The sequence below is a fragment of the Halorubrum sp. ASP1 genome (assembly GCF_005435135.1).
Classification (GTDB): Archaea; Halobacteriota; Halobacteria; order Halobacteriales; family Haloferacaceae; genus Halorubrum; species Halorubrum tropicale.
Genome location: NZ_SGUA01000003.1, coordinates 94,352 through 120,289, shown reverse-complemented (window position 1 = coordinate 120,289; position 25,938 = coordinate 94,352). Strand labels below are relative to the sequence as shown.

Annotated in this window: 27 protein-coding genes, 1 tRNA gene and 2 pseudogenes; 18 read left to right on the top strand and 12 right to left on the bottom strand. The window is 69.3% G+C overall.

Going from position 1 to position 25,938, the window contains the following annotated elements; translation table 11 throughout:
• Window position 1 precedes the first annotated feature (1 nt).
• The 6 genes from EXE48_RS05530 (at window position 2) to EXE48_RS05505 (ending at window position 3,843) form a co-directional block, all read left to right on the top strand.
• Entirely contained in the window at window positions 2-301 is a 300-nt protein-coding gene (locus tag EXE48_RS05530) for a DUF7854 family protein (protein WP_121563234.1), read from the top strand.
• Between the two features lie 106 nt (window positions 302-407).
• Window positions 408-746 (top strand): DUF7855 family protein, encoded by a 339-nt coding sequence (locus EXE48_RS05525; protein WP_137704998.1) that lies wholly within the window; start codon window positions 408-410, stop codon window positions 744-746.
• A complete protein-coding gene (locus tag EXE48_RS05520) occupies window positions 743-1,555 on the top strand; it encodes a DUF7856 family protein (protein ID WP_137710952.1) in 813 nt (270 codons plus the stop codon). Before EXE48_RS05525 ends, EXE48_RS05520 begins: the two co-directional genes overlap by 4 nt.
• Before the next feature lie 24 nt (window positions 1,556-1,579).
• Window positions 1,580-2,425 (top strand): DUF7857 domain-containing protein, encoded by an 846-nt coding sequence (locus EXE48_RS05515; protein ID WP_137710951.1) that lies wholly within the window; start codon window positions 1,580-1,582, stop codon window positions 2,423-2,425.
• On the top strand, window positions 2,422-3,072 hold the full coding sequence (locus EXE48_RS05510; protein ID WP_121599950.1) for a nucleotide-binding protein: 651 nt from the start codon (window positions 2,422-2,424) through the stop codon (window positions 3,070-3,072). The genes EXE48_RS05515 and EXE48_RS05510 overlap by 4 nt, the downstream gene beginning before the upstream one ends.
• Window positions 3,073-3,147: 75 nt before the next feature.
• On the top strand, window positions 3,148-3,843 hold the full coding sequence (locus EXE48_RS05505; protein WP_121599949.1) for a M48 family metalloprotease: 696 nt from the start codon (window positions 3,148-3,150) through the stop codon (window positions 3,841-3,843).
• A gap of 27 nt (window positions 3,844-3,870) precedes the next feature.
• On the opposite strand, the gene EXE48_RS05500 is transcribed toward EXE48_RS05505, so the two are convergent.
• Window positions 3,871-4,176 (bottom strand): HalOD1 output domain-containing protein, encoded by a 306-nt coding sequence (locus EXE48_RS05500; protein WP_053770389.1) that lies wholly within the window; start codon window positions 4,174-4,176, stop codon window positions 3,871-3,873.
• A gap of 123 nt (window positions 4,177-4,299) precedes the next feature.
• Here EXE48_RS05500 and pheS point away from each other — a divergent pair, with 123 nt between their 5' ends.
• From pheS to EXE48_RS18385, 3 genes are all read left to right on the top strand, one after another.
• Window positions 4,300-5,829: a phenylalanine--tRNA ligase subunit alpha gene (gene pheS, locus EXE48_RS05495; protein WP_121599947.1), complete on the top strand. Its 1,530-nt coding sequence runs from the start codon at window positions 4,300-4,302 to the stop codon at window positions 5,827-5,829.
• Window positions 5,829-7,589 (top strand): phenylalanine--tRNA ligase subunit beta, encoded by a 1,761-nt coding sequence (pheT, locus tag EXE48_RS05490; protein ID WP_137710950.1) that lies wholly within the window; start codon window positions 5,829-5,831, stop codon window positions 7,587-7,589. Before pheS ends, pheT begins: the two co-directional genes overlap by 1 nt.
• Before the next feature lie 119 nt (window positions 7,590-7,708).
• Window positions 7,709-7,864 carry a hypothetical protein gene (locus EXE48_RS18385; RefSeq protein ID WP_158293540.1) on the top strand — a complete coding sequence of 52 codons (156 nt, stop codon included), beginning with the start codon at window positions 7,709-7,711 and terminating at the stop codon, window positions 7,862-7,864.
• Between the two features lie 84 nt (window positions 7,865-7,948).
• On the opposite strand, the gene EXE48_RS05485 is transcribed toward EXE48_RS18385, so the two are convergent.
• On the bottom strand, window positions 7,949-8,587 hold the full coding sequence (locus tag EXE48_RS05485) for a bifunctional 4-hydroxy-2-oxoglutarate aldolase/2-dehydro-3-deoxy-phosphogluconate aldolase (protein WP_137710949.1): 639 nt from the start codon (window positions 8,585-8,587) through the stop codon (window positions 7,949-7,951).
• Window positions 8,588-8,783: 196 nt separating this feature from the next.
• Between EXE48_RS05485 and dgoD the strand changes: the two genes are divergently transcribed.
• The 5 genes from dgoD (at window position 8,784) to kdgK1 (ending at window position 12,868) form a co-directional block, all read left to right on the top strand.
• Complete coding sequence (dgoD, locus tag EXE48_RS05480) at window positions 8,784-9,935, top strand: galactonate dehydratase (RefSeq protein ID WP_137710948.1); 1,152 nt, start codon at window positions 8,784-8,786, stop codon at window positions 9,933-9,935.
• A 40-nt stretch (window positions 9,936-9,975) separates the two neighbouring features.
• Complete coding sequence (locus EXE48_RS05475) at window positions 9,976-10,806, top strand: SDR family NAD(P)-dependent oxidoreductase (RefSeq protein WP_137710947.1); 831 nt, start codon at window positions 9,976-9,978, stop codon at window positions 10,804-10,806.
• A gap of 184 nt (window positions 10,807-10,990) precedes the next feature.
• Complete coding sequence (locus tag EXE48_RS05470) at window positions 10,991-11,299, top strand: AbrB/MazE/SpoVT family DNA-binding domain-containing protein (protein WP_137704991.1); 309 nt, start codon at window positions 10,991-10,993, stop codon at window positions 11,297-11,299.
• Window positions 11,296-11,763, top strand: coding sequence for a type II toxin-antitoxin system VapC family toxin (locus tag EXE48_RS05465; RefSeq protein ID WP_241991955.1), 468 nt, complete (start codon window positions 11,296-11,298; stop codon window positions 11,761-11,763). Before EXE48_RS05470 ends, EXE48_RS05465 begins: the two co-directional genes overlap by 4 nt.
• Before the next feature lie 148 nt (window positions 11,764-11,911).
• Window positions 11,912-12,868 (top strand): bifunctional 2-dehydro-3-deoxygluconokinase/2-dehydro-3-deoxygalactonokinase, encoded by a 957-nt coding sequence (kdgK1, locus tag EXE48_RS05460; protein WP_137710946.1) that lies wholly within the window; start codon window positions 11,912-11,914, stop codon window positions 12,866-12,868.
• Window positions 12,869-12,954: 86 nt separating this feature from the next.
• Here kdgK1 and EXE48_RS05455 read toward each other — a convergent pair whose 3' ends face one another.
• The 7 genes and pseudogenes from EXE48_RS05455 to EXE48_RS19015 all read right to left on the bottom strand — a co-directional run.
• The gene (locus EXE48_RS05455; protein ID WP_137710945.1) at window positions 12,955-13,959 is read right to left on the bottom strand and encodes a Gfo/Idh/MocA family protein; all 1,005 of its coding nucleotides are present in this window, start codon (window positions 13,957-13,959) and stop codon (window positions 12,955-12,957) included.
• Between the two features lie 82 nt (window positions 13,960-14,041).
• Window positions 14,042-14,614: a peroxidase-related enzyme gene (locus EXE48_RS05450; RefSeq protein WP_053770380.1), complete on the bottom strand. Its 573-nt coding sequence runs from the start codon at window positions 14,612-14,614 to the stop codon at window positions 14,042-14,044.
• A gap of 388 nt (window positions 14,615-15,002) precedes the next feature.
• Entirely contained in the window at window positions 15,003-17,384 is a 2,382-nt protein-coding gene (gene ppk1 / locus EXE48_RS05445) for a polyphosphate kinase 1 (RefSeq protein ID WP_199236351.1), read from the bottom strand.
• Window positions 17,385-17,552: 168 nt separating this feature from the next.
• Entirely contained in the window at window positions 17,553-17,882 is a 330-nt protein-coding gene (locus EXE48_RS05440) for a hypothetical protein (protein WP_053770378.1), read from the bottom strand.
• A gap of 202 nt (window positions 17,883-18,084) precedes the next feature.
• On the bottom strand, window positions 18,085-18,963 hold the full coding sequence (locus EXE48_RS05435) for a hypothetical protein (RefSeq protein WP_241991954.1): 879 nt from the start codon (window positions 18,961-18,963) through the stop codon (window positions 18,085-18,087).
• A gap of 139 nt (window positions 18,964-19,102) precedes the next feature.
• The gene (locus EXE48_RS19400; RefSeq protein WP_443984486.1) at window positions 19,103-19,195 is read right to left on the bottom strand and encodes a DUF7511 domain-containing protein; all 93 of its coding nucleotides are present in this window, start codon (window positions 19,193-19,195) and stop codon (window positions 19,103-19,105) included.
• 325 nt (window positions 19,196-19,520) lie between these two features.
• A pseudogene (locus tag EXE48_RS19015) lies at window positions 19,521-19,726 on the bottom strand (hypothetical protein); the annotation flags it as partial.
• Between the two features lie 201 nt (window positions 19,727-19,927).
• Between EXE48_RS19015 and EXE48_RS05420 the strand changes: the two are divergent.
• Complete coding sequence (locus EXE48_RS05420) at window positions 19,928-20,344, top strand: type IV pilin domain-containing protein (protein WP_137711038.1); 417 nt, start codon at window positions 19,928-19,930, stop codon at window positions 20,342-20,344.
• Between the two features lie 13 nt (window positions 20,345-20,357).
• Here EXE48_RS05420 and EXE48_RS19395 read toward each other — a convergent pair.
• The 3 genes and pseudogenes from EXE48_RS19395 to EXE48_RS18380 form a co-directional block, all read right to left on the bottom strand.
• Window positions 20,358-20,618: pseudogene (locus EXE48_RS19395) on the bottom strand (DUF7386 family protein).
• Between the two features lie 641 nt (window positions 20,619-21,259).
• Window positions 21,260-21,332 (bottom strand) — tRNA-Arg (locus tag EXE48_RS05410).
• Window positions 21,333-21,359: 27 nt separating this feature from the next.
• Complete coding sequence (locus EXE48_RS18380) at window positions 21,360-21,527, bottom strand: hypothetical protein (RefSeq protein WP_158293541.1); 168 nt, start codon at window positions 21,525-21,527, stop codon at window positions 21,360-21,362.
• Between the two features lie 187 nt (window positions 21,528-21,714).
• On the opposite strand from EXE48_RS18380, the gene EXE48_RS05405 reads away from it, so the two are divergent.
• The 3 genes from EXE48_RS05405 to pepF all read left to right on the top strand — a co-directional run bounded on the left by EXE48_RS05405 (window position 21,715) and on the right by pepF (window position 25,789).
• Window positions 21,715-23,331, top strand: coding sequence for a PAS domain-containing sensor histidine kinase (locus tag EXE48_RS05405; protein WP_137710943.1), 1,617 nt, complete (start codon window positions 21,715-21,717; stop codon window positions 23,329-23,331).
• Between the two features lie 67 nt (window positions 23,332-23,398).
• Complete coding sequence (gene rimI, locus EXE48_RS05400) at window positions 23,399-23,899, top strand: ribosomal protein S18-alanine N-acetyltransferase (protein WP_137710942.1); 501 nt, start codon at window positions 23,399-23,401, stop codon at window positions 23,897-23,899.
• A gap of 90 nt (window positions 23,900-23,989) precedes the next feature.
• The gene (gene pepF, locus EXE48_RS05395) at window positions 23,990-25,789 is read left to right on the top strand and encodes an oligoendopeptidase F (protein WP_137710941.1); all 1,800 of its coding nucleotides are present in this window, start codon (window positions 23,990-23,992) and stop codon (window positions 25,787-25,789) included.
• Window positions 25,790-25,938: the final 149 nt, after the last annotated feature.

Sequence of the window (25,938 nt, the reverse complement as noted above, 5' to 3'; positions counted from 1 at the left end):
GATGGACCGCATCTCCGCGATACGGAACGTCGAGGACGCGCTCCGCGAGTTCGAGGACGGCGAGGCCGACCTCGCGGCCACGGAGCGGCGCGTCGCGGCCGTCCTCCGCACGTACGCAACCGAGTTCGACGGCGACGGCGACGTGTTCCGCGCGGTCGGCGACGACCCCGTCGACGGCACCGTCGTCGTCGCGCCCTCGGAGCCGGCGGCGCGGGAGCGCGTCCTCGCCGCCAGCGGCGTCGACGGCGAGCGCGACCCGGACGGCGGGGACGGGCCGGCGTTCGACGTCGAGCGCTTCTGAGGGCCGGCCTCGAAGGCGGGAGCGTCGGCCGGGAGGGCGGTCGCTGAAGCCGACTGAAACGTTCCGGTCCGGAACGGATAAATTGGAAAATCGACCACCCGCGGGCGTGCTGCTGGTCGTGACGTATTCGGCGGCCGCCCGAACCGGCCTCCGGAACCTGTGTCGCCGCCACGAGGGGGTCGTCGCCCGGCGGTTCGGTCGCGCCGCGCTGCTCGACGAGACGGTGTACGCCGCGTTCCTCGCGCTGCGGCTCCGCGAGTCGCACGGCGGGGACGTCCAGATCGAGCGCACCGAGCCGTTCAACGAGTTCGTCGCCGTCGACGAGCCGGTCCGAGAGGCCGCCGCGGCCTACGCGGACCGGAGCGCGGAGTCGACGCCGTACGCGGCGTTCGCGGCGGGGACGGACCACCCGGACCCGGACGCCATGCGCGGCAGAGAGCTGTGACCGAGACGAGACCGACACCGCGGGAGCCGGACCGGAAAGGGGAGGCCGACGGCAACGAGGACGAGTCGGCCGCGGTCGAGGGACCGTCGGAGCCGAGCGCGGTGCTCCGGCGGCTCCCCACCGACGCGGGACTCCGTCGGCAGCTCGCGGCGGCCGCGCGCTCGCGGGGACGGACCGCGTCGGTCGCGGCGGAGATCGACGAGATCGGGGCGGAGCTCGCGGCGATCGAAGTCGAACCGGTGGACCTGACCGCGGCGCGGCGGCGGGTCGCCGAGACGAGCGGCGAGATAGAGCGCCTGAAAGAGCGGGTGGCGGCGCTGCGCGGCGACGCCCGGGCGCGCCGCGCGGTCGACGCCGAAGCGGACGACGCGCTCGACGACCTGGAGGCGGCGGCGGCGGAGCTGTCGGCCGCGCAGACGGAGGCGATCGCCGCCGAGCAGGCGCTCGAACGCGCGCGGGCGGAGGCGGCCCGGAACCGCGACGAGCGGCGACGGCGCCTGCGGCTCCGCGACCGGCTCCGGAACCGCCGCCGCGCCGCCCGCCGCGAACTCGCCGAGGGGATCTATCCGGCGTTTCGGCGCGCGCTCGCGGTCGTCCCGGGCGGCGATCCCGGGGCCGCCGGCGCGGCCCCCGACGCGTACGACGGCGACCCGGTCGCGGCGTCGCTCGCGGCGGTTAGGGTGGCGGCGCTCGACGGCGCCGTCGAACTGCGAGGGGACGCGGCCCGGAGGGTCGCGGCCGCCGACCGAGCGGCGAGGTCGCTGCTCCGGACCCCCGACGTCCGCGCGGCGTCCGACCCCGACGGTTAAATACGATTCCGCGGGAGTCGGCGCATGGAACTCGACTGGTCCGTCGGCCGCGAGGGGGAGGCGTCGCTCGTGGGTGTCCGGGTTCGCAACGACGGGGCGGTCCCGCGGCGGGTCCGGATCGAGAGCCGGCTGGACGGTCCCGTCCTGCCGCCGCGTCGCGGCGGTGTTCCCGAACGCGGATGGGACGCGACCGGCGTCACCGCGGTGATCGACCCGGGCGAGCGCGCGGCGTTCGGGTTCGCGGCGGTGGCGGAGCCGGTCGACCCGCCGGTCGAAATCGCGGGGGTCGAGCCCGCGACCGCGGAGCCGAACGGGGATGACGCGGCGACCGGAGGCGACGCGGTCCGCGTGCGGGAAGCGGTCCGCGACCTCGACTCCCATCGTCCTCCGCGGCAGGTGGTCGACGGTGCGGGGGCGGTCAACGGTGACGGAAACGTGAGCGACGGCGACGAATCCGGGAGCGCGAGAGCGAGCGACTCGGACGAGGACGAGACCGAGCGGGCGCGAAGCGGGGGCGACCCGGGAACCGACGACGACGCGGACGCGAGCGGGGGGGCCGCCGAGGGCGACGCGGAGCGGTCGGCGACAGCCGAGTCACCGCCGACTGCGACGGCGGCCGACGGGGTCGACGCGTGGTTCGCGGCCGTCGAGGACCGGGTCGAGCGGGCGGAGCGGCTGAGCGGCGCCGACCTCGAAACGGCGACCGCGGTCGTCGAGGAGGCCGGCGGCCTCGACGCGGTCGCGTCTCTCGACGAGCGCGTCGCGGCAGACGCCGAGCGGCTGCGGGCGGTCCGCGACCGCGCCGCGGCGCTGGCCGAGCGGGCGGAAGCGAGCGAGGTGCCGACCGCTGCGCTGGAGGATCTGGCGTGATCCTCGCGGTCGCCGGCGGGAAGGGCGGCGTGGGGAAGACGACGCTGGCGTACAACGTCGCCGCCGCGCTCGGCGGGATCGTCGTCGACGCGGACCTCGGGATGGCCGACCTGCCGGACGGCCGCGGCCCCGACCTCCACGACGTGCTGGGCGGCGCGGCGGACCCTGTCGATGCGGTGCGGCCGGGACCGGTCGACATCGTCCCGTGCGGCCGGACGCTGGCAGGGGCGCGGGCGACCGACCTGACGCGGTTGGAGGGGGCGGTCGCCGCGGTCGAACGGGAGTTCGGGACCGTCGTCCTCGACTGTCCCGCGGGGCGCCGCGCCGACGCCGGCGTGCCGCTCGCGGTCGCGGACGCCTGCCTCCTCGTCGTCTCGCCCCGGGCGTTCGCGCTGGCCGACGCGATCCGCACCCGGGAGCTCGCCCGCGAACTCGACGCCGGGCTGGTCGGCTGCGCGGTCAACCGCGTGACAGAGCCGCCGCCGGTCGAAGCGATCGGCGACGCGCTCGGCGCGCCGGTCGAGGTGATCCCGGCCGATCCCCGCGTCGGCCGGTCCGTCGCCGCGGAGCGGCCGGTCGTCGGCGCCGCGCCCGACAGCGAGGCCGCGGCGGCGGTCCGGGCGCTCGCTCGCCGCGTTCCGGAGTGACCGGCGGAGGCGGCGACCCGGCGGCACGTCGCGACACCGCGCCTTTTTACTCCGGGCGTCCCGTCGGCGAGAGCGATGATCAGGGTCGCGCTCGTCGTCGGCGTCGCCGTCGTCGCCGCGCTCGCCGTCGCCGTCGGACCGCTGTACGCGGCCGACCGCTTCCGGGACCTCCGGGAGCCGACGGACGCCGAGCGGGCGCAGATCGCGGCGCTTGCGGACCCCGGCGGGCTCGGCGTCGACCGGATCGCGATCGAGTCCGTCGACGAGGAAAACGCGGCGGGCGTCGACGGCGCCTCGGCGGCCGCCGGCCCCGCGGAGGTGTCGGTCCGGGGACCGCCCGGCCGACGGGTGTTGTTCCTCACGGAGGACGTGCTGACCGACCTCGACGAGGACGCCGCGATCGGCCTGTTCGCGGCGGAGGCGGGGCGGGTCGCGACGTACTACGCCGAGTTCCGCGCGGTCGCGGTCGGGGCGGTGCTGGCGGCGCTTTCGGCCGTCGTCACGGCGCTCGTCCCGTTCGAGTCCGGCTTCGCCGCCCTCGTCGCCGTCGGGCTCGTCTCCTTCTGGGCCGGGCGGCGCGTCCAGTACGCGGCGGACGGCCGCGCCGCGGACGCCGTCGGCGCCGCCCGCGTCGCGGACGCGTTCGAGCGGGTCGCGGCGCGCCGCGGCGCCGAGCCTGAGACCGGCGACTGGTCGACGTGGTTCGAGGTCCAGCCGCCGCTCGGGGACCGGATCGCGCGGCTCCGCGAACGGGCGGCGGAAGATGAGTAACGGCGGCGTTCGGAACCGATTCCCGAGTTAGTTCCGCGCCCGGCGAGCGACCGCGGAGTCGGGGCCGACGCGGACGTCGTAGCCCGCGACCGTGAGCGAGACGTCGACGTCCGCGCCGGAGCGACCGGCGACGAGCGCGTTCAGCGCGTCGGGATCGACGTGGTCGTACAGCACGACGCCCTCCTCGGGGAGTTCGGTCGGGTCGACGCCGGCGAGTTCGGCGATCGCCTCGACGACGGCGAGGCTCGGCGCGGGGCCGTCGCCGCCGTGACTGACGCGCGCCGTCTCCGGGACCGGTCCGGAATCGCTCGATTCGGCCGTTACGCTGCTCATACCCACTCTACTCGCATATACTATATAACTCAGTCGTTCAACTTATCAGAAATGATTATCGAAGGTCGCGGTCCGGTCCCGGAACCGTTACCAACCAGCCGCCCGCGTGTAGGGATAACTCGAATGCGACTCCCGGAACGACAGCTCGCGGTCCTCGAGGCCGCGAGCGCGACGGACGAACGAACGGTGGCGGAGATAGCCGACGGGACAGACCTCAGGCCGGAGACGGTCGCCGGCGCCGCCTTCGACCTGGCCGACGAGGGGCTCGTGGAGGTCGGCTCGGCGACCGACGAGACGCTCGATCTCACCGACGAGGGGCGGCGCTACGTCGAGGCGGGGCTGCCGGAGACGCGGCTCTACCGGGCCGGGCTCGACGCGGGCGCCGACGCCGAGCCGGCCGCGATGGGCGCGGTCATCGGCGAGGCGGACCTGGACGGTCCCGAGGTCGACATCGCGCTCGCGAACTTCGCGCGGAAGGGCCTCGGGAGCGTCGACGGCGGCGAGCTCTCGGTCGACCCGGACGCCGACCCGGACGCCGACCCCGAGGCGGCGGCGCTCGCGGCGCTCGCGGACGCCGGCGGCGAGGGGCTCGACGCGGACGCCCTCGGCGTCGACGGCGCCGTGATCGAGCAGCTCGACTCGCGCGGGCTCGTAGCGGTCGGCGAGTCGGTCACCCGGACGGTGACGCTGACCGACGACGGCGTCGACGCGCTGATGACCGGCGTGGAGGCGACCGAGACGGTCGGCGCGCTCACGCCCGAGCTCCTCGCGAGCGGCGACTGGCGCGACGCCGAGTTCGCCGAGTACAACGTCGAGGCCGAGGCGGAGACGGCCCGCGGCGGCCGCAAACACGTCCTCCGCCGGACCGCCGACCGCGTGAAGGACGTGCTGGTCGGCATGGGGTTCCAGGAGATGGAGGGCCCCCACGCCGACGCCGACTTCTGGATCAACGACTGCCTGTTCATGCCCCAGGACCACCCGGCGCGGACCCACTGGGACCGGTTCGCGCTCGACGTGGACCCGATGGACTCGATCCCGGACGAGCTGATGGCCCGGGTCGAGGCCGCCCACCGCGACGGGTGGGGGCTCGACGGCGACGGCTACCACTCGCCGTGGTCGGCCGACTTCGCCCGCGAGGTGGCGCTCCGCGGCCACACCACGTCGCTGTCGATGCGCTACCTCTCCGGGGTCGCGGGCGCCGAGCTGGAGCCCCCCCAGCGCTACTTCTCCGTCGAGAAGGTGTACCGCAACGACACGCTCGACCCGACGCACCTCCTGGAGTTCTTCCAGATCGAGGGGTGGGTGATGGCCGAGGACCTCTCGGTGCGCGACCTGATGGGCACCTTCGAGGAGTTCTACCGGCAGTTCGGCATCACCGACATCCGGTTCAAGCCGCACTACAACCCCTACACCGAGCCCTCCTTCGAGCTGTTCGGCGAGCACCCGGAGACGGGCGAGGAGATCGAGATCGGGAACTCCGGCGTCTTCCGCGAGGAGGTCACCGGCCCGCTCGGCGTCGACTGCGACGTGATGGCGTGGGGGCTCGCCCTCGAACGCCTCGCGATGTTAACCACCGGCGCGGAGGACATCCGCGACCTCCACGGCACCCTCGCCGACATCGACTTCCTGCGGAACGCGGAGGTGAGCTACTGATGCCCGTCGTCGACGTCGACCCCGACGAGCTGCGCGAGCTCACCGGCCACGACGAGAAGGGCGACGCGGAGCTGAAAGACGACCTGTTCGGGCTCGGCTTAGAGTTCGAGGGCGAGACCGACGACGGCATGTTCCAGTTCGAGTTCGCGCCCGACCGCCTCGACCGGCTCTCCGTCGAGGGGGTCGCGCGCTCGCTGCGCTACCACTACGGCGACGCGCGCGGCGTCTACGTGCCGAGCGCGAACGACCCCGAGTGGACCATCGAGGTCGACGAGTCGGTGCCCGACGAGCGGCCGTTCGTCACCGGCGCCGTGGTCCGCGGCGTCGACCTCGACGAGGCGGCGCTGGAGTCGCTGATCCAGCTCCAGGAGAAGCTCCACGCGACGATGGGCCGCGGCCGCGCGAAGGGCGCCATCGGGATCCACGACCTCGCGATGGTGAAGGGCGCGCCGCTCCAGGAGGGCGCGGAGCCGTCGATCACCTACCGCGGCGTCGACCCCGAGGGCGACGCGTTCGTCCCGCTCGACGCGAACGACGAGCTGACGCCCGCCGAGGTCCTGGCGGAGCACGACACGGGGACGACCTACGCGGACCTCGTCGAGGACCTCGACCGCTACCCGGCGATCTACGACGAGCTCGGTCTCTTCTCGTTCCCGCCCGTCATCAACGGGAAGCGGACCGAGGTGACGACCGGCTCGCGCGAGCTGTTCGTCGAGCTCACCGGCACCGACCAGTGGACGATCGACCGGATGTGCAACATCATCTGTTACGCGCTGTCGGCTCGCGGCGCGACGATCGAGGAGGTCGAGGTGAACTACGCCGACGGCGCGACGCACCCGAGCGAGTACGGGGCCGAGCTGGTCCGCCCGAACCTCGACACCGACGAGAAGAGCGTCTCGCACGACCGGATCGAGACGCTGCTCGGCGTCGACTTCGAGCCCGAGGAGGTCGTCGACTGCTTCGAGCGCGCCGGCCTCGACGCATCCTACACGCTCGGCGACGACGTCCGGTACGACGTGGAGATCCCGCCGTACCGCGTCGACGTGCTCCACCCGCTCGACCTCGTCGACGACGTGGGGCGGGCGTACGGCTTCGACGAGCTGGAGCCGCGCTACCCCGACGTCGGCACCGTCGGCGGGCGCCACGAGCGCTCCCGGCTGGAGGACGCGGTCCGAACGAGCCTCGTGGGGCTCGGTTTCGAGGACCTGCTGAACTTCCACATGACGAGCGGGACCGAGAACTACGACCGGATGCGGATCGAGCCGGGCACCGGCGGCGCCGCGGTCGACGGGGACGGCGTCTTCGGCGGCGGCGAGCCGGTCGAGATCACGGAGCCGTACAGCGAGGAGTACACCCAGCTCCGCACCTGGGCGCTCCCGTCGCTCGTGATGCTCTTAGAGCGGAACACCCACAACGCCTACCCGCAGGACGTCGCCGAGGTCGGCTTCGTCGCCGAGCGCGACGAAGACGCGGACACGAACGTCGCCGAGTCGCGCCGCGTCGCGGGCGCGGTCGCCCGCCGCGACGCCTCCTACGAGGCCGCGAAGGGACGGCTCCAGGCGCTCTGTGACGACTTCGACGCCGACTTGGCGACCCCGCGGACCGAACACCCCTCGTTCATCGAGGGGCGCGCCGCCGCCGTCGCGATCGACGGCGAGCGCGTCGGCGTCATCGGCGAGCTCCACCCCGCGGTGCTCGTCGAGCACGACCTGGAGGTCCCGGTCGCGGCCTTCGAGTTCGACCTCGACGCGCTGCGCTGAGCGGCCGGGAGGCTCGATCGGAGGACGACGGAACTTCCGGTTCGGCGGTTCCGTCACGAATTATCACGAGTCCGATCCGGAGCAGAAGACATATATTCGTCTTGCCGTACTCGCCGGGCATGAACTGCGACAGATGCGGCGTCGACGCCTCGCTCGCGCACCGGGACGTCGACGGCTTCGCGTACTACCTGTGTGACGCCTGTATCAACGGGTGGGACGCGGTCCGCGGTTCGTCGCCCGAGGCCGGCGACGAGACGCGCTCGACCGCGCAGTAGCGCGCGTCGCCCGCGACGGCGACGCCGAAGCCGGAGCGCCGGCGCGCGGAGCGGCCGCTCCCGGCGCGCCGGAGAGCGGAGCGCTCACTCGCGGGCCGCCGCGACGGCTTCGACCACCGCGCGCGCGTTCGACCGGACCGCGTCGAAGTCGCCGGCGGCGATCGCCTCGCCGTCGGCGATCGAACTGCCGACGCCGACCGCGGCCGCGCCCGCGTCGATGTACTCGCCGGCGTCGTCCGCGCCGACGCCGCCGGTCGGCACGAGCGGGATCTGACCGAGCGGGCCGCCGATCGCCGCGACGTGGTCCGGGCCGCCGGTCGCCGCGGGGAACACCTTCACGAGGTCGGCGCCCGCCTCGAAGGCGTCGAGCGCCTCGGTCGGCGTGTACGCCCCGACCGCGATCGGCGTCCCGTAGCGGTTCGCGGTGCGGATCGCGCCGCGGTTCACCGTCGGCGTCACGAGGAACTCGGCGCCGGCGAGCTGCGCCGCGCGCGCGGTCTCCGCGTCGAGGACGGTGCCGGCGCCGACGACCGCGTCGTCGACGCGGTCGGCGATCGCCGCGATCGACGCCGTCGCGTCCGGCGTGTCCGCCGTCACCTCCAGCGCCGTCACGCCGGCGTCGACGACCGCGTCCGCGACTCGCACGGCGTCGTCGCGCTCGACGCCGCGGAGGATCGCGATCACGCCGCCGTCCGTGATCCGGTCGAGTCGGTCGGTTCGCATGCGTGGTACCTGCCCGCGGGGGGGCTTAAATCGGCCGTGTGGGGATCGGGCGCGGACGACCGCACCCGCCCGCTATTTAACCGGCGGACGGGCAAGTACGACCGAGGCGACGGACCGGTCCGCGTCGGACGGCGACGGCGACGGACGACGCCCGAGTCCCGCGGCCGTCGGACCGGTCCGGAGACCCCAACACACCATGCACATCACCGACTACGAGCTGTTCGAAGTGCCGCCCCGCTGGCTGTTCCTGAAGCTCACGACGAGCGACGGGACCGTCGGCTGGGGGGAACCGATCGTGGAGGGGCGGTCCCACACGGTCGTCGCGGCCGTCGAGGAGCTGCTCGACGACTACCTGCTCGGCGAGGACCCGGCGCGGATCGAGGACCACTGGCAGGCGATGTACCGCGGCGGCTTCTACCGCGGCGGGCCGGTCCTGATGAGCGCCATCGCCGGCGTCGACCAGGCGCTGTGGGACATCAAGGGGAAGGGGTTCGGCGCGCCCGTCCACGAGCTGCTCGGCGGTCGCGCGCGCGACCGGGTCCGCGTCTACCAGTGGATCGGCGGCGACCGGCCGGCGGACGTGGGCGAGGCCGCCCGCGAGAAGGTCGACGCCGGCTTCTCCGCGCTGAAGATGAACGCCACCCCGGAGCTGGAGTCGATCGACTCGCCGGCCGCGGTCGACGCCGCGGCCGACCGGATCGCGGCCGTCCGGGAGGCGGTGGGCGACGAGGTTGACGTCGGCGTCGACTTCCACGGCCGGGTGGCGAAGCCGATGGCCCGCCGGCTCGCGGCCGCGCTGGAGCCGTACGACCCGATGTTCATCGAGGAGCCGGTGCTGCCCGAGAACAACGACGCGCTGCCGGCGATCCGGGCGTCGACGACGATCCCGATCGCGACCGGCGAGCGGATGTACTCGCGGTGGGACTTCAAGGAAGTGTTGGAGGCGGACGCGGTGGACCTGATCCAGCCGGACGTCTCCCACGCCGGCGGGATCACCGAGCTGAAGAAGATCGCCTCGATGGCCGAGGCGTACGACGTGTCGGTCGCGCCGCACTGCCCGCTCGGCCCGATCGCGCTCGCGTCCTGCATCCAGGTCGACGCCTGCACGCCGAACGCGCTCATCCAGGAGCAGTCGCTCGACATCCACTACAACGAGACGAGCGACGTTTTGGACTACCTCGCCGACCCCTCGGTGTTCGAGTACCGCGACGGGTTCGTGGAGGTCCCCGACGGCGACGGGCTCGGGATCGAGGTCGACGAGGCGCACGTGCGCGAGCAGGCCGAGGAGGCGGTCGACTGGCACAACCCCGTCTGGCGCCACGACGACGGGTCGGTCGCGGAGTGGTGATCTCGATGGCGATCGACCCGCGGCGACGGGGGGAGAACCGATGACCCGTCGACCGGAGTCGCCGACCGAGGGCGCGGTCCCGGGCCGGTTCGCCGGCGAGACCGCGGTCGTGACGGGGTCGACTCGGGGCATCGGCGCCGGCGTCGCGGAGCGGCTGGCCGCCGAGGGGGCGAACGTCGTGGTCAGCGGGCGCTCGGAGGCGGCCGGCGAGGCCGTCGTCGAGCGGATCGCGGCGGGAGGCGAGCGAGGAGACGCGACGTTCGTCCGCGCCGACATGCGCGACCCGGACGACGTGGCCGCGCTGGCGGAGGCGGCCGCCGAGCGCTACGGCTCGGTCGACGTGCTCGTGAACAACGCCGGGGTCCAGACGGAGACGGCCGCCGACGAGGCGACGCTCGACGACTGGGCGTTCGTCGTCGAGACTGACTTCCGGGCGTACTGGCTGGCGGCGCGGGCCGCCCTCGAACACATGGACCGCGGCGCGATCGTGAACGTCTCGTCGAACCACGCGTACGCGACGATGCCGGCGCACTTCCCGTACAACGCGGTCAAGGCGGGCATCAACGGCATGACGCGGTCGTTCGCGGTCGACTTCGGCCCCCAGGTTAGGGTGAACACGGTCGTCCCCGGCTGGGTGGAGGTCGAGCGGACGCGCGAGGAGCTCCCCGAGGGGCGGCTGGAGGAGGTCGAGGCGATCCACCCGGCCGGGCGGATCGGGACGCCGGCCGACGTCGCCGGCGCCGTCTCCTTCCTCGCGAGCGATGACGCCGCCTTCGTCACTGGGGCGGCGCTGCTCGTCGACGGCGGCCGCGGCGCGGTGATGCAGGACGACACCCTCCCGGACTACCGGGCGCGAGAGGACGCGGAGTAGGCGGGGACCGCGCGGTTGAGACTGGGAGGCTGGGCACCGTGAGGGCTCCCGTCACACTCACTGTTCGTATATGATTGTGCCCCGCCCGGCACTCAGAAGTGACTCGCGAATCTCTAACGGGAGAATTAGTAAGTCCCGAAAATTAATACCCAAACTATATTATTAACGCTCGTAAATTAAGAGTATGAGCGAATCAAGGTCGAAAGACGAGACTGAATCAGGCGGTGAGGACACCTCAGCGACGGTGTCTGTATCGTCGTCGGGACAAGCAACGATTCCGAAAAAGTTCCGTGACAAGCTCGGTATTGACGCTCCGGGACAGGTGACGTTCCGCGAGACCGATGACGGTGAGGTGGTGATCGAACGCGTCCGGTCCGCGCAGGAGATGGCTGGATTCGCGGCTCGCTCTGGTGAGCCGTCGACAGACAATCCAGCGAGCGAAATGCTCCGTGAGAAGCGAGAAGCCGACAAAGCCGAGCGTGATTCCGAGTGAGCGGTCGCGAAGTCTACTCGCCGCCGCCCGAGATCGTCTTCGACGCCGAGCCGTTGGTGGCGCACGCGGATGAAGAACCGGGCTATGAGAAGGTTGCCGCATACCTCGATGCTGTTGCGGACGGGGTTTCACAAGGGTATTTGAACCGGGTGAACGCGACCGAAGTACGCTACATCCTCGGCCGAAAATACGGCGAATCCGTCGCTGACGAATACTTCGAGTGGCTCGGCACGATCGGTATCCATCCCACTCAAGGGCAACGCGTTTGGGAGACTGCTTCCGACTACATCCTCGACTACAACCCCGCACTCGGTGACGCATACGCACTCGCAACTGCTGACCGCCTTGGAGCGACGCTACTGATCGGTGGGGACGACGATTACAATGAGATAATTGCTGATGCCGACGCGTGCCTGTCCATCGAACGATTCCGGCACGGAAGCGCATACCCGGAGACCCACTGAGAGCGTGGGCCCGATACTTCTCATATACTGTGAGGGCTACTGACGCACCCGACACTCGTCGGTCGACGGCGATCACCCCCTCTTATAATCGGCCGAGAGTAGCACCCAATATGAACCCGTCCGAGACCTGCGCCGCGGGGTGGCGCCGATGACCGACCTCGTCACGTTCGGCGAGACGATGCTCCGGCTGTCGCCGCCGCGCGGCGAGCGGCTGGAGACGACGCGCGAGTTCACCGTCCAGGCCGGCGGGGCGGAGAGCAACGTCGCGGTCGGGGCCGCGCGGCTCGGCGCCGACGCCCGCTGGCTCTCGAAGCTCCCCGACTCGCCGCTCGGCCGGCGGATCGCGACCGAACTGCAGAGCCACGGCGTCACTCCGAGCGTCGCGTGGGCGGACCCGGACGAGAGCCGCGTGGGGACCTACTACCTCGAACACGGCGGCGAGCCGCGCGGGACGAACGTGATCTACGACCGCGCCGACGCGGCGATCACGACCGTCGAGCCCGACGAGCTCCCCACCGACGCGGTCGCGGAAGCGGACTGGTTCCACACGACGGGGATCACGCCCGCGCTCTCCGAGGCGACCGCCGAGACGACGGGCGCGCTGTTGCGGACCGCCGGCGAGGCGGGGACGACGCGCTCGTTCGACCTGAACTACCGGGCGAAGCTCTGGGACCCGGAGACCGCGCGGGCGGCCTACGAAGACCTGTTCGAGGACGTCGACACGCTGTTCGTCCCGCGGCGAGACGCCCGGGAGGTGCTCGACCGCGAGGGGGGCGCCGTCGAGATAGCCCACGGGCTCGCCACGGAGTTCGGCTTCGACACGGTGGTCGTCACCCGCGGGCTGGAGGGGGCGGTCGCGCTCCACGACGGCTCGGTGTACGAACAGGACGTGTACGAGGCGGAGACGTTCGACGCGATCGGCACCGGCGACGCGTTCGTCGCCGGCTTCGTCGCCGAGCGGCTGCGCGGCGGCGACCTCTCCGCGGCGCTCCGGTGGGGGTCGGCGACCGCGGCGCTGAAACGCACCACCGACGGCGACCTCGCGGTGACGACCCGGGCGGAGGTCCGCGGCGTCATCGACGGCGAGAGCGGGATCGACCGGTGAGCCGGGCGGCGCCGAGCGGAGACTGACGGACTCTCGGGGCGCTGCGCCGGCGCCCGGCGAGGGCGGGTCGGGCCCGGTTCAGGCGGTCAGAGGTCGACCGGGCCGCCGTCGGCGGCGCTCTCGGCGAGCGCGTCGATGACCGCCATGTTGGCGACCGCCTCCTCGCCGCCGGTCAGGGGGGCGCTCCCGTCGGCGACGCGCTCGGCGAAGTGCTCGACCTGGAGCCGGTACTGGTCGACGGCGGGGAACGTCTCGACGCCGTGCCGGCCGTCGATCTCGTACGTCAGTTCGACGGGCTCGTCGGTCGGCGCGTCGAACGCGCGCTCGACTTCGACCCAGCCGTTCGTCGCGTCGACGCGGTACCGCTGGACCAGCTGCGTGTCGAACCCGGACGCGACCCGCGCCGAGCGGCCGTCGTCGTACGAGAGCACCCCCGCGAGCTCCGTGTCGACCCCGGCGCCGCGGGTGTCGCCGGCGTGGGCGTAGGCGCGGTCGGGCTCGCCGAGTATCGTCCGCGCGATCGAGACGGGGTAACAGCCCACGTCCATCAGCGACCCGCCCGCGAGGTCGGCGTCGAGCCGCACGTCGTTCGGGCGGTCGTACAGCGGGAAGCGGAAGGTGGCCGTCACCGTGCGCACGTCGTCGAGGTCGTCCGCCGCGAGCGCGACGGCGCGCTCGGTGCGGGGGTGATAGCGGTACATGAACGCCTCCATCAGCGTGACGCCCCGCTCGTCGCAGCGGGCGACCACGTCGCGCGCCTCGTCAGCGTCTGCGGCCAGCGGCTTCTCGCAGAGGACGTCCAGCCCGGCGTCGGCCGCGCGTTTCGTCCACTCGGCGTGGCTTCCGTTCGGGAGCGGGACGTACACGGCGTCGAGCGCGTCGTCGTCGAGCAGAGCCCCGTAGGAGCCGTAGCTGCGTGGGATTCCGTTCTCGGTCGCGAACCGCTTCGCGCGGGCGGCGTCGCGGGACGCCACCGCGCCGACGGCGTGACTGCTGGCGGCGATCGCCGGGATCACCGCTTTACCGGCGATCGACGCGGTGCCGAGGACGCCGAATTCGAGGCTCGTCGAGCCGGCCGATGAATCGGACATGGCCGGGGCGACGCGCCCCCCGGGCAAGTCGGTTGGGGTCGGTGAGCGCGACGGCGGTCGGGTCCCAAGTCAATCGAGCCGGTCAGTCGCCTCGGCCCATCGCGTAGAACTCGTCGTTGGGGCGCATGTCGGCCACGGTCGCCATGCGGTTAGAGAGGTTGAAGAAGGCAGCCACAGCGGCCACGTCCCACACTTCCTCTTGTGAGAATCCGGCGTCGCGGAGTCGCTGGATATCTTCGGCGGCCACGCTCTCGGGGGAGTTGGTGAGTGTGACAGCGAAGTCCACCATCGCCATGTGGCGGTCCGAGATGTCCGCCTGTCGGTGGTTCGTCGCGAGCTGGTCGGCGAGTTTCGGTGCTCCGGCGTAGATACGACAGAGCGCCCCGTGACCGACCACGCAGTAGAGACAGTCGTTCGCGCCCGACACCGCCACCACGATCATCTCGACTTCCTCACGCGCGAGCGGCGTGTCTGTCACGAGCGCGTCGTAGTACGCGAAGAACGCGCGGAAGTGACTGGGCTTGTAAGCGAACGCCGAGAACACGTTGGGAGTGAATCCAGCGTCCTCGGTCTCCTCGTCAATCCTGTTGCGGAGGTCCTCCGGGAGGTCCTCGTACTCAGGCACTGGGAACCGTCGCATCGCGTCATCGTTCATGATCGCAGGGCCACGCTGAGACAACATAGCCGTTCCCCCTACCGATTCCGCGCCCGTCCGTCCGGAAGCGCGAACGCCTGCGCTCGCGGAACCTCCGGGAGGGCGCGACGTGACAGTTCCCGACGACACGCTTTTTGTTCACCGGTGACCCCCCGGCTGGGCGTTCTCGCGCCGTCGGCCTCGCTATCAGCCGCGCCTACGGCGGAACGCTCGCCGCCGACGACTGCCGAACCGACGAATCCCTCACCGTCGAGGCGACGAGTCATCGAGCGCGCTCGCTCGAAGAGCGTCGACCCGGCCCGAACGACTCCACGCAGGCGGCCTCGGTAGTCGGAGGTCCGCCGGCGGTGAATATTCACTACCGTGATAAACGGAACTCCGGCAGAGGTCACTCATACTCTGTCCGAAGCCGATTCCGTGCTCCGTCGCGCGTTTTGAAGTATCGCCGTTCGCCCTCCGCCGTTCGAACAGCCCAATCGTACGTCTCGCTATCAGGACGGTACCAGTGGTCAGCGTACACGTCGAACGCAGACGCGTCTCCGCCGTCCGAGTAGGTCTGTTCGTCGTCGGTATCGGAGGAGGCTTCGTTCGACCCTTCGGGGCTAGCGTCTGTCTCGGTCTCCGCCGCATCCTCGACGAGGAGCTCCTCCTCGACCAGATCCGTATCGACGATCATCCCCGGACCGTAGCCGTTGTCAAGCGCTGCTTCCGTGGCCGTCATCAGAATCTCTTGGATGTCTCGCACCGATTCGTCGTCGGAAGAGACCGGTTCGTAGGTCCCGTCGCTTTGCATCAGCCATCGACGGCGGTTGTCCGTTAGCGACGCCTCCAAGATGAACCGGAGCTGTTCGCGCAGTTGCGTGTCTTCGACCGGCGTGACCGCTTCCACTCGATAGTCGAGATTCCGGGTCATCCAATCGGCGGACCCGATGTACCACTCGGGGCTGCCCCCGTTCTCGAAATAGAACATCCGCGCGTGTTCGAGGAATCGACCGACGATCGAGTGGACGGTGATGTTCTCACTCAGTCCGTCGATACCGGGACGGAGTCGACAGATGTCCCGGACGATCAAGTCGATCTCGACGCCGGCCATCGAGGCACGGTAGAGTTCCTCGACCATCGACGGGTCCTCGAGTCCGTTTACCTTGACCACCATCCGTGCCCGTCGACCGGCGCGAGCGTGCTCGGCCTCGCGTCTGACCATCTCCGTGAACCGCTCACGCATCGTGACGGGCGCGATCAGGAGCTTCCGGAAGCGATCGTCGATCGTCGGTCCGGTAAAGAAGTTGAACACTTTCGTGAGATCGAACCCGATGTCCCGGTCGGCCGTCAACAGCCCCAAGTCGGAGTACCCTTTCGCGGTCCCGGAATGGTAGTTTCCGGTCCCGATGTGCGAGTAGAGCTGAACGCCGTCGTCTTCCTGGCGCACGACGAGTGCCGTCTTCGTGTGCGTCTTCAGTCCCACAGTGCCGTACGCGACGTGGATCCCTTCCTCCTCAAGTTGCCGTACCCATTCGAGGTTGTTCTTCTCGTCGAAGCGAGCCTTGAGTTCGACCATCACCGCGACCTGCTTCCCGTTGTCGGCGGCGTTGATGAGACTCTGAATGACCTTCGAGTCGCTCGCCGTTCGATAGATTGCCGCCTTCACCGCCAACACGTCGGGGTCGGTCGCCGCCGCGTTGAGGAACCGCTGAACGGTACCCTCGAACGAGTGATACGGATGATGCGCCAGGATGTCGCCGTTCTTGATCTCGTCGAATATCCGCGCCGTCTCGTCGCTGGCCTCGCTCGTCACCGAACCCAGTCGCGGATGCGGCTTGGGTGACCACGCCGGGAGTTTGAGGTCGGGCCGGTCGTGGTCGATGAGTTCGAAGAAGTCCTCGAAGTCGATCGGCCCCTCGCGGTGGAACACCTCCCGGTCGGCGACCTCGAGTTGATCTTTGAGAATCGCCAGCGACTCGTCGGGCATGTCGGCGTCGACCTCCAGCCGGACCACCGTCGCGAAGCGTCGCTGTTCGATAACGTCTTCGACCATATCGACGAGGTCTTCGGCGACCTCTTCGTTCCGCCGCACCTCTGCGTTCCTCGTCACCTTGAACTTCGAGACGTCACGGATGTCGAGGTCCGGAAGTAGCAGATCGAGATTCCGTTCGATGAGGTCCTCGATGAGAACGTACCGGTCTGCCTCACCGGGGACGGTGATAAAGCGGGGTTGGTTCGGCGGGACCTTGATGCGAGTGAACGTCGGCTCGTCGCTCCCGGTCGACGAGAGAACGGCGAGCGAAAGCGAGAGGTTGGAGATGAACGGGAACGGGTGAGCGGGGTCGAACGCGAGCGGCGTCAGCGTCGGTAGGATGGACTCCTCGAAGTGCGTCCGTAGCTGTGCTTGATTCTCGTCGGAGAGTTCGGCAGGGGTACAGATCTCGATCCCGTTGTCAGCGAGCGTGGGCTTGAGAACGGACTGCCAGTACGCTGACTGTTGTGTGAACAGTGGTCGCGCGGCGTCGAGCACCTCGACCCACTGCTCTTTCGGTGTGCGTCCGTCGGGCGTCGTCTTCGTCACGCCGGCGTCGATCTGCTGTTTGAGTCCGCCGACGCGCTTCATGAAAAACTCGTCAGTGTTCTTCGTGAAGAACGCGAGAAACCGGAGCCGTTCGAGCGGCGGATTCCGATCGTCCATTCCCTCTCGGAGAACTCGCTTTTGAAACGCCAACTCGGAGAGTTCTCTGTTGAGGTAGTACTCCGAGTCCGTGAGGTCTCTCTCGGTCACGGCATCACCCGCGCGGAGAGCGTCGATACCGCGGAGCGACTCCGGAACGTGTGAGATGTGAGCTGCCGTGCCGCCGCTGACACGGTGACGGCGGCTCCATCTGGACGAGTGAGCGGCGCTCGGTCGGTGAATCCACCTGAGCGTGGACGGTTACGCCTCAACATCGAACTAGAGAGACGAAACCTCGACGGAAGAGGTTGACGCTGACTGGGACCGTTCGCCGCCGGACAGTGCGCCGTCCGGGAGCCATGTGTCGTCGCGGCCGGTCCACTCTTTGGTCGGGAGTCGGCGGTGGCTCTCCGAGGGCACCACAATTTCGGTCGCGTCCGAAACGATCCCGTACTTCCGGATTGCCACCTTGGGTTCATCGAGATCGTGGCCGCGCAAGTGAGTCTCCGCCTGCGAGGACAGTTTCTGTTTCGAGTACTCGTTTCGTCGGCCTCCAAGCGCGCGGACAGCGTCACAGATCGGACACCGAAGGACCACGGCCGGTTTCATAGCCAATCGGTGAACTGCTAGCTATAAGAATCCCTATTAATAGGTCTATATATCAATATGATATATGTGACAATATACGGTCTAGCTCTCGGCCGAGGCCCAACGTTCGAAACGATCCTCGTGTGAACCGCTGTGCGTGTGTGATAGTGCTGCGGACGATATTCGCCTTGGTAGCCTCGTTGGAGGACCCATGTCTTGATAGCTAATGCTGGCGGAGCTCCGACGCGTCGGCGATCGTCTGAAACTGCGTCGGATCTCGGAGGAACCCCCGTCCTGCGTCGGCGATCGCCGACCGATCGATGTACTCGATGCCGTCGCCATACACCGCCAGGACCGGCTCGTCTCGGAGGTCGCCGATCGGGCGAGACGTGGTACACTCCACTGCGACGTACGTGTCTCCCGGCAGCGTCGGCGCGTCAGCGTACGCTCCCGGGAGGTCGTCTTGGTGAACGGCCGCCAGCATGTGACCGGGGAGGACCCCCACCGCGGTTCGATAGCCGAACGCCGGCTGGGAGAGCATTCCGGCCAGCAGGTACGTGAGGTCCTCACAGTCACCACGGCCGTCGACTAGGGTCTCCTCGACGGTTCGAATGTAGTCCGGCAGTCCCGTCGATTCCGCGTCGGTCACGTACTCGAGCGAGTGGACGAGTCCGATCGCTCCTTCAAACCGAACCGACTCGGGGAGCGACCGGTGAGCGCGGTCATCCGTCACGCTCGCGTCCGCGAGCAGGTCCGTGAGCCGCTCGGCGTGACCGCTCGCCTTCGCCGCCTCGAAGCCGCTCAGGTATCCGTGCGTCTCGTCGACCGCCTGTCTGTACGCGGACCGCTCGAGTCGAAACTCCAGACGCCACTCTCGCCCCGCCCGGTCCGTCCACTCGTACGTCATCGCGTAGCCGTCCGCGGTCCGTTCTCGGGAGGCCGCACCGCCCTCGTCGACGGGTGCTGGCCGCGTCGGTTCGGCAGAGAAGAGAGACGACGCCACGGACCGCAGATCGGACGGGTCGACCACAGAGGAGACGACGGCCCCGAACGCGACTCGATCCAGCGCGGAGCCAAGGAGTTCCCGTCGTTTCAGACCCACCGAGGGATCACCTCAACCTCACCCGTTACCGGGGAAGGCACCTGGGTACTCGTCGGCCGGGGCGGTGGACCTGTCCCGGGCGAACTGCGTCGAACCCCTCGCCCTTCTCTCCGGCCGCGCTCGGGGTGTGTTCGGGCGGTTACCGGAAGCATTCGGGCTCGATGACGGAGTCGAGATCAACCGTCACCCACGCCGACATCCGCTCGTCGTCAGTCGCGTCAGCCGGGAACACCGTGACCCGGTCGGGGCCCGACGAGCGCCTGTCGACCTGATGAACCAGATCTGTGTACGGGGGGGGTCGTCGATTTCGGTCCGGTCGTCTCGGGGGTCGTCGGCGTCCGATTAGTGTCCGTTGTCATCCGTTACTCGGTCGGGGCATTCGGCGGCCGGTGCTTGAACCCTTATAATAGGTGACCGAACGCGTCGGCATCTGACCAGTGGACTATATACTCGTCGTGACCGGTCCGTTACGCTCGGTCTCGCTCGGCGAAGACGACCTCATTCTGAGTGTTAACTACGACTGCCTTCGGTCAAAGTAACACGCCGATGTCGCGGTCTCGGACGTGGTCCGGAACGGTGTCCTTGAGCCACCCGCGAACGCGCTCGGGAGGGCGGTCGAGCGCGCGACCGACGCGGGCCCGTCCGGCGTCCGGTGTTCGGCAGCGTACCCGCGAACACGGCGGTAATCGAGAACCTTCTCCCACGGGTCTGGATACACGCGATCGCCGTGAGTTCGAGCAGGAACTTTCGCCGTGGGGTCCAGAGAAATTAATACACATCAACAATTTTGACTCTCTCCGTCCAATTTTCTACGCTGATACTCATGCCAATAAGTACATAAGGCAGTTAGATGAATGGGTGTATAACCAGCAACCGATCCGAACGAAGACAGAGACAGACAGGCGTCGGCGGCGGCGCTTACGTCTCCGAGATCTCGTTCGTCGGTGGCCGCTGGGTTCAAACAATGAAACCAAGCAACCAATCCAACGCGGACGACAGAGCAGTGAGTCCCGTTATTGGCGTCATCCTCATGGTCGCAATCACTGTCATCCTGGCGGCCGTTATCGGGACGTTCGTGCTCGGACTCGGCGATCAGTTAGGAGATACCGCTCCGCAGGCGTCGTTCACAATTGAGAGCAATTCCACAGACAACATTACCGTAGTCAAAACAGGCGGTGAAGCGATTGAGGGCTCGGACCTCGTCGTTTCCGTTGACGGTCAGCGGGACGGAAACTTTGGAAGCGGTGCGTGGGAAAGCGGTGAGAGCAGAAATGCCACAATATCGAGCGTCAATCCTGCCCCGAGCGGCGACACGGTAGTTCGGATAATCCACGATCCGAGTGGGAACGCGATCTACGAGGAGACCTGGGACTTCAGCTAATCTCGTAGTCCGTTTATTTTCTCCAGCGACTTTCTATCCTTGTTCGATAGCGTAGACCAAGCACGTCCGTATTGAATTGCTGAATCTTCACTGGGTCCAATTCGTTCCGAGCGTTGCGGGTCTACCCTTCCGACCAAATCAAATGAGCGAGCGCGGCGTCAATCACTACGCTCATTGGCGGGTCATCGTCGGGAGCGCTCACCACAACCTCACTCGCTCTTTCGAGCCGTCGCTCGCGTTCGTCGGTGAACTTGAGGTCGGTTCGACGGCTCATTTATACCACATCGTATGTATGGGGTCGCAATCCCGTCTTTCTGGAGTGACTGAACCGGTCCGCGTTGAAGTGGTACCGGCGGGTCGACCACGATCGCTCGGGACGTCGACACCAACCCGACCGATTTCTCTGTACCTCACGCACCGATCGCGGCGAGCGAAGTACATAGATCGCGGTTCGTGAATACATCCGCGTCGGACCCCACGGGGTCGCGTCAAGAACCCCCTTCTGCGAGGTTTCACGCTCGCCCCACGAGTTCAAGTAGCGTTCGCAGTTCACCGTCTTCGGGGAAGCGTACCAGGTACGCGCGCTCGCCCCGCAGATCCGCACCCACGAGTCGCACTCGTGACACCGGTGAGCAGGTCCTTGTCGTCGCCGTGAACTCGACCGAACCACGACAGGAGGTGCGACCCGCACTTCCGACGGACCCCGGACTCGTCCGACTCGATCCGGAGGTCCATCATCCGGAGATCGCCCCGACGTTGGTCGGGTCGATCGGCCGACGCGAAGGGGTCGCGATCGGTGCCGCATTCAACCCGATCTTAGGACCGGGTTTCGAAGAAGACTATTCGTCTGCTTCCGTGGCTTAGCGAGTCGCTGCGACGGAATTGGCAGTGGTCGTGAAGCGGTTCGTGAGGAAGCGGGCACGACGGGATTTGAACCCGCGGCATCTTGGTCCGGAACCAAGTGCTCTGTCCGCTGAGCTACGCGCCCTCACGAGGCGATACCCGCGGCGCGCGTTTAATCCTTCTGACTCGGATCCTCGGCGGGCGGCCACGGGTCAGTCTGCCACTCGAAGGCGTCGGCGTCGACCGCCGCGTCAGTACCGCCGTCGGTCCGGGCGCGGTCAGTCGCGTCGCCCTCGGCATCGACGTCTCGGTGCCGCTCCCGCCAAGTATGTTCGACCATGTCCGCGCCGCCGTCAGAGAGGTGGGGCCTCGCAGCGGCGACGTCTCACGATCCGCGAGGCTTCGTCGGACACCAACGGTGGCACGCGGCCGGGATCCATCGGCTGCGCGACAGTCAATTATCAATTCTGATTCCGACGGCGCGCAGTTTTATGCTATCGTAGTCGTACTATCTAGCAGAACTGACTGTGACCCTCCGGCCATCCGACACGTCGACGCCGGGCCGCGGCGCCGACGAGGGCGACGCTTCGAACACCGACGACCGATCGGCGGTCGACGCCCCCCGCACGGACACCGCATCGGCGTCGGCCGGCGCGGACGCGACGCCCGCCGAGAGCCGGTCCCGGGTCACCGAGGCGGACCGGTTCCTGCTGGCCGTGGCCGTCGACGGCGAAGTCCTGTTCGCGGGGCCGTCGGCGCCGGACGTCGTCGGCGTGGACCGCGGCGAACTCGTGGGCAGCGACCTCCTCGACCGCGTCCACCCGAGCGACCGCGAGCCGGTCGCCGACGCGCTGTCCGCGGTCGCGACGAGCCGGACGGTCACCCACCGCATCCGCCGCGCGAGCGGCGGGTACGCGTGGGTCGAGTCCGTCGTCGACGAGGAGCTCGCCCCGCAGTTCGCCGGGCGGATCGTCACGGTCCGGCGCGTCGACGTCGACCGCACCTTCCCGGAGCGCTACCGCGCCTTCCTGGAGTACGGCAGCGACCTCGTCACAGTCGTCGACGGAGACGGGGTCGTCGTCTACGAGAGCCCCTCCGTCGCGGAGGTGCTCGGCTACGAGCAGGGGTCGACCGTCGGGCGCTCGCCGCTCGGCTACGTCCATCCGGACGATCGCGAGCGCGTGACGGAGCGGTTCTATCGCGCGCTCGACGAGCCGGACGCGTCCCCGACGCTGGAGTACCGCTACCGCACCGCCGACGGCGACTGGGTCTGGCTGGAGTCGCGGACCCGCTCGCTGCCGGCCGACAGCACAGTGGGCGAACTGCTCATCAACTCCCGGGACGTGAGCGCTCGGAAGGCGCGCGAGCGGCGGCTCACGGACCGGAACGAGCGGCTCGACCGCTTCGCGAGCATCGTCTCGCACGACCTGCGGAACCCGCTGTCGGTGATCCGGGGGTCGATCGAGATGGCGCGGCTGCGCGGCGAGACGGAGCCCCTCGAACGCGGCGAGCGCGCCGTCGACCGGATCGACCAGCTCGTCTCGGAGCTGCTCACCCTCGCGCGACAGGGGACCGGCATGGACCAACCGACGGAGTTCGCACTCGCGAGCGTCGCCCGCGACGCCTGGGAGACCGCCACCGAGGGCGAGGAGAACGCGGAGTTGGTCGTCGCCCGCGACGCCCGGGTGTACGGCGACCGCGGTCGGGTGCGACAGGCCTTAGAGAACCTGTTCCGCAACGCGACCGAACACGCGAATCCGGACGCAAACGAGTCTGAGGCACCCGAATCGGGGGAAGACGTGCCCGAGTCCGGCGGCGACGCAGACGACCTCACCGTCCTCGTCACCGCCACCGACGAGGGGTTCCTCGTCGCCGACGACGGGACCGGCATCGACCCCGACGACCGGGAGTCCGTGTTCGACTCCGGGTACACGACGCGAGCGGACGGGACGGGCTACGGGCTCGACATCGTCCGCGAGGTGGTCGAGTCGCACGGGTGGCGCGTCGACCTTCGGACGACCGCGGACGGCCCCGTCGGCCTCGCCGACGGCCGTCGGCTCCGGCCGCCGGACGGCGCCTGCTTCGAGGTGTGCGCGCCCGACCCCGCCGACGCCGACCCGGGCGAGCCCTGGATCGAGGCGTGAGCGAGGCGGCGCGCCGCCGCCCCGGTCGACCCGGCGCGTTTATTCCCCGCGGGCCGCAAACTGACCCGTGAGCGCCGCCGACGTCACGATCCGAGGCGCCGAGTCCGCCGACCTCCTCGCGGTGGTCCGGATCGAGCGGGCCTGCTTCTCGGACCCGTGGCCGCACGACGCCTTCGAGCGGCTGCTCGACGAGCCGGCGTTCCTCGTGGCGGAGCGGGCGGGCGCGGTCGTCGGGTTCGTCGTCGCCGACCGGACCCCGAACCACGGCCGCGACATCGGCCACGTCAAGGACCTCGCCGTTCACCCCGACGCCCGCGGCGAGAGGGTCGGCCGAACCCTCCTCCGGTCGGCGCTGGCCCGCCTCCGTGCGACCGGCGTGGCCGTCGTCCGGCTCGAAGTGCGCGAGGGGAACGACCCGGCGCGGTCGCTGTACGCCGACGAGGGGTTCGAGCCGATCCGCCGGGTCGGCGGCTACTACCGCGACGGCGAGGACGCGCTCGTGCTCGTCGTCGACCTCGCGGCGTGGGCCGAGGGCGATGAAAGCGGCGGACGGGGCGAGCCGCGTTGACACGCCACGGGTGGTTCCGGTTCGCACGCATATCGGTCCGCCGCGCGGGGTTTGACAAGGCTTAGTGTGCGGGAGGCCGACCCGAACGGTATGAGTTCGGTTCCCGAGCGGTCCGAGATCGACACCGAGTACAAGTGGGACCTCGACGGCATCTACGCCGACGACGAGGCGTGGGAGTCGGCCTACGAGACGGTCGCCGACCGGATCGACGAGCTGGCCGCCTACGAGGGGCGGGCGGTCGAGGACGCCGCCACCCTCCTCGAACTGCTCGAACTGCGCGAGGAGATATTCCGCGAGCTCCAGCAGGTGATGACGTACGCCCGCCTGCGCAGCGCCGAGGACACGCGGAACCAGGAGTACCAGGCGATGTCCGCGCGGGCGTCGTCGCTCGGCTCCGAGGCGTCGAGCGCGGTCTCGTACCTCGAACCGGAGATCCAGTCGCTCACGGAGTCGGACGTCGAGGCGTTCGTCGACGACGAGCCCGCCCTCGCCGAGTACGAGCACTACCTCGACGACGTCCTGCGAAAGAAGCCGCACACGCGGTCGAGCGAGGTCGAGGAGGTGCTGGCGGACCTCTCGGAGGTCACCGACGCGCCGAGCGAGATCTACTCGATGCTGACGAACGCCGACATGACCTACGGCGTCGTCGAGGACCCGGACGGCGAGGAGGTCGAGATCACGCAGGCGAACTTCACGAAGCTCCAGACGAACCCGGACCGCGAGTTCCGCGAGCGCGTCCACGAGACGTTCTACGACGAGTGGGCCGACGTGCGCAACACGGTCGGCACCTCCTTGGAGAAGGCCGTCCGCGAGCACGTCACGAGCGCCGAGATCCGCGACTACGACTCCGCGCGGGCCGCCGCCCTCGACGACTCGAACGTCCCGGTCGAGGTGTACGACACCCTCGTCGACACCGTCGACGACAACCTCGACGTGCTCCACCGCCACGCGGAGCTGAAGGCGGCGGCGCTCGGCGTCGACCAGCTCCAGAGCCACGACCTCTACATGTCGCTGACTGGCGACCAGGGGCCGGACGTGGAGTACGAGCAGGCCCGCGAGTGGGTGATCGAGGCGGTCGCGCCGCTCGGCGACGCCTACCAGGAGCGGCTGGCCGAGGGACTCGACTCGCGGTGGGTCGACGTGTACGAGAACCGCGGGAAGCGCTCGGGCGCGTTCTCCTCGGGCACCTACGACACCCAGCCGTACATCATGATGAACTACCAGGACGACATCGCGTCGATGTACACGCTGGCCCACGAGCTGGGCCACTCGATGCACTCCGAGCTCGCCGGCGACGCGCAGCCGTGGCACGACGCGAGCTACGAGATCTTCGTCGCGGAGATCGCCTCGACGGTCAACGAGACGCTGCTCACCCACCACCTGCTCGACACCGTCGAGGACGACGAACTCCGGACGCACGTCCTCGACGAGTACCTCGAACGCTTCCGCTCGACCCTCTTCCGCCAGACGATGTTCGCGACGTTCGAACAGCGGATCCACGAGCGCGTGGAGGCCGGCGACGCGCTCACGCCCGACGCCTTCGACGAGATGTACGGCGACCTGAAGAGCGACTACTACGCGCCCGCCGAGCTGACCGGCGGCATCGAGCGCGAGTGGCAGCGCATCCCGCACTTCTACTACGACTTCTACGTCTACCAGTACGCGACCGGCATCTCCGCCGCGGCCGCCATCGTTGAGCGCGTCCTCGACGAGGGCGAGTCCGCCGCGGCCGACTACCGCGAGATGCTGAAGGCGGGCGGCTCCGAGTACCCGCTCGACGTGGTCGAACTCGCCGGCATCGACATGGCCTCGCCCGACCCGGTCGAGTCCGCGGTCGGCGTCTACGACGACTACCTCGACGAGATCGCGGCGCTGCTCGACCTCGAATAGTCGGCTCGGCGCGATCTGACGGGCGTTCCATTTTATAAATAAAAATGCGGTGGCGCGCCGGTGAGCGGCCGCCACCGGCGGCCGCGAACCGCCCGCGAGGGAGTCGGGCGCACCGAGGGCGACCGCAGGGAGCCCGACGGACGCGCCCG

Excerpts from the sequence above, each read along its gene's own strand:
- EXE48_RS05485 (WP_137710949.1), bottom strand. The coding sequence starts at position 8,587 with ATGCGAACCGACCGACTCGACCGGATCACGGACGGCGGCGTGATCGCG.
- EXE48_RS05500 (WP_053770389.1), bottom strand. The coding sequence starts at position 4,176 with ATGAGCAGCGTAACGGCCGAATCGAGCGATTCCGGACCGGTCCCGGAG.
- EXE48_RS05530 (WP_121563234.1), top strand. The coding sequence starts at position 2 with ATGGACCGCATCTCCGCGATACGGAACGTCGAGGACGCGCTCCGCGAG.
- EXE48_RS05440 (WP_053770378.1), bottom strand. The coding sequence starts at position 17,882 with ATGAAACCGGCCGTGGTCCTTCGGTGTCCGATCTGTGACGCTGTCCGC.
- EXE48_RS05475 (WP_137710947.1), top strand. The coding sequence starts at position 9,976 with ATGACCCGTCGACCGGAGTCGCCGACCGAGGGCGCGGTCCCGGGCCGG.
- EXE48_RS05455 (WP_137710945.1), bottom strand. The coding sequence starts at position 13,959 with ATGTCCGATTCATCGGCCGGCTCGACGAGCCTCGAATTCGGCGTCCTC.
- EXE48_RS05420 (WP_137711038.1), top strand. The coding sequence starts at position 19,928 with ATGAAACCAAGCAACCAATCCAACGCGGACGACAGAGCAGTGAGTCCC.
- EXE48_RS18385 (WP_158293540.1), top strand. The coding sequence starts at position 7,709 with ATGAACTGCGACAGATGCGGCGTCGACGCCTCGCTCGCGCACCGGGAC.
- dgoD (WP_137710948.1), top strand. The coding sequence starts at position 8,784 with ATGCACATCACCGACTACGAGCTGTTCGAAGTGCCGCCCCGCTGGCTG.
- EXE48_RS05450 (WP_053770380.1), bottom strand. The coding sequence starts at position 14,614 with ATGAACGATGACGCGATGCGACGGTTCCCAGTGCCTGAGTACGAGGAC.
- pheT (WP_137710950.1), top strand. The coding sequence starts at position 5,829 with ATGCCCGTCGTCGACGTCGACCCCGACGAGCTGCGCGAGCTCACCGGC.
- EXE48_RS18380 (WP_158293541.1), bottom strand. The coding sequence starts at position 21,527 with ATGGTCGAACATACTTGGCGGGAGCGGCACCGAGACGTCGATGCCGAG.
- EXE48_RS05470 (WP_137704991.1), top strand. The coding sequence starts at position 10,991 with ATGAGCGAATCAAGGTCGAAAGACGAGACTGAATCAGGCGGTGAGGAC.
- EXE48_RS05505 (WP_121599949.1), top strand. The coding sequence starts at position 3,148 with ATGATCAGGGTCGCGCTCGTCGTCGGCGTCGCCGTCGTCGCCGCGCTC.
- pheS (WP_121599947.1), top strand. The coding sequence starts at position 4,300 with ATGCGACTCCCGGAACGACAGCTCGCGGTCCTCGAGGCCGCGAGCGCG.
- pepF (WP_137710941.1), top strand. The coding sequence starts at position 23,990 with ATGAGTTCGGTTCCCGAGCGGTCCGAGATCGACACCGAGTACAAGTGG.
- kdgK1 (WP_137710946.1), top strand. The coding sequence starts at position 11,912 with ATGACCGACCTCGTCACGTTCGGCGAGACGATGCTCCGGCTGTCGCCG.
- EXE48_RS05515 (WP_137710951.1), top strand. The coding sequence starts at position 1,580 with ATGGAACTCGACTGGTCCGTCGGCCGCGAGGGGGAGGCGTCGCTCGTG.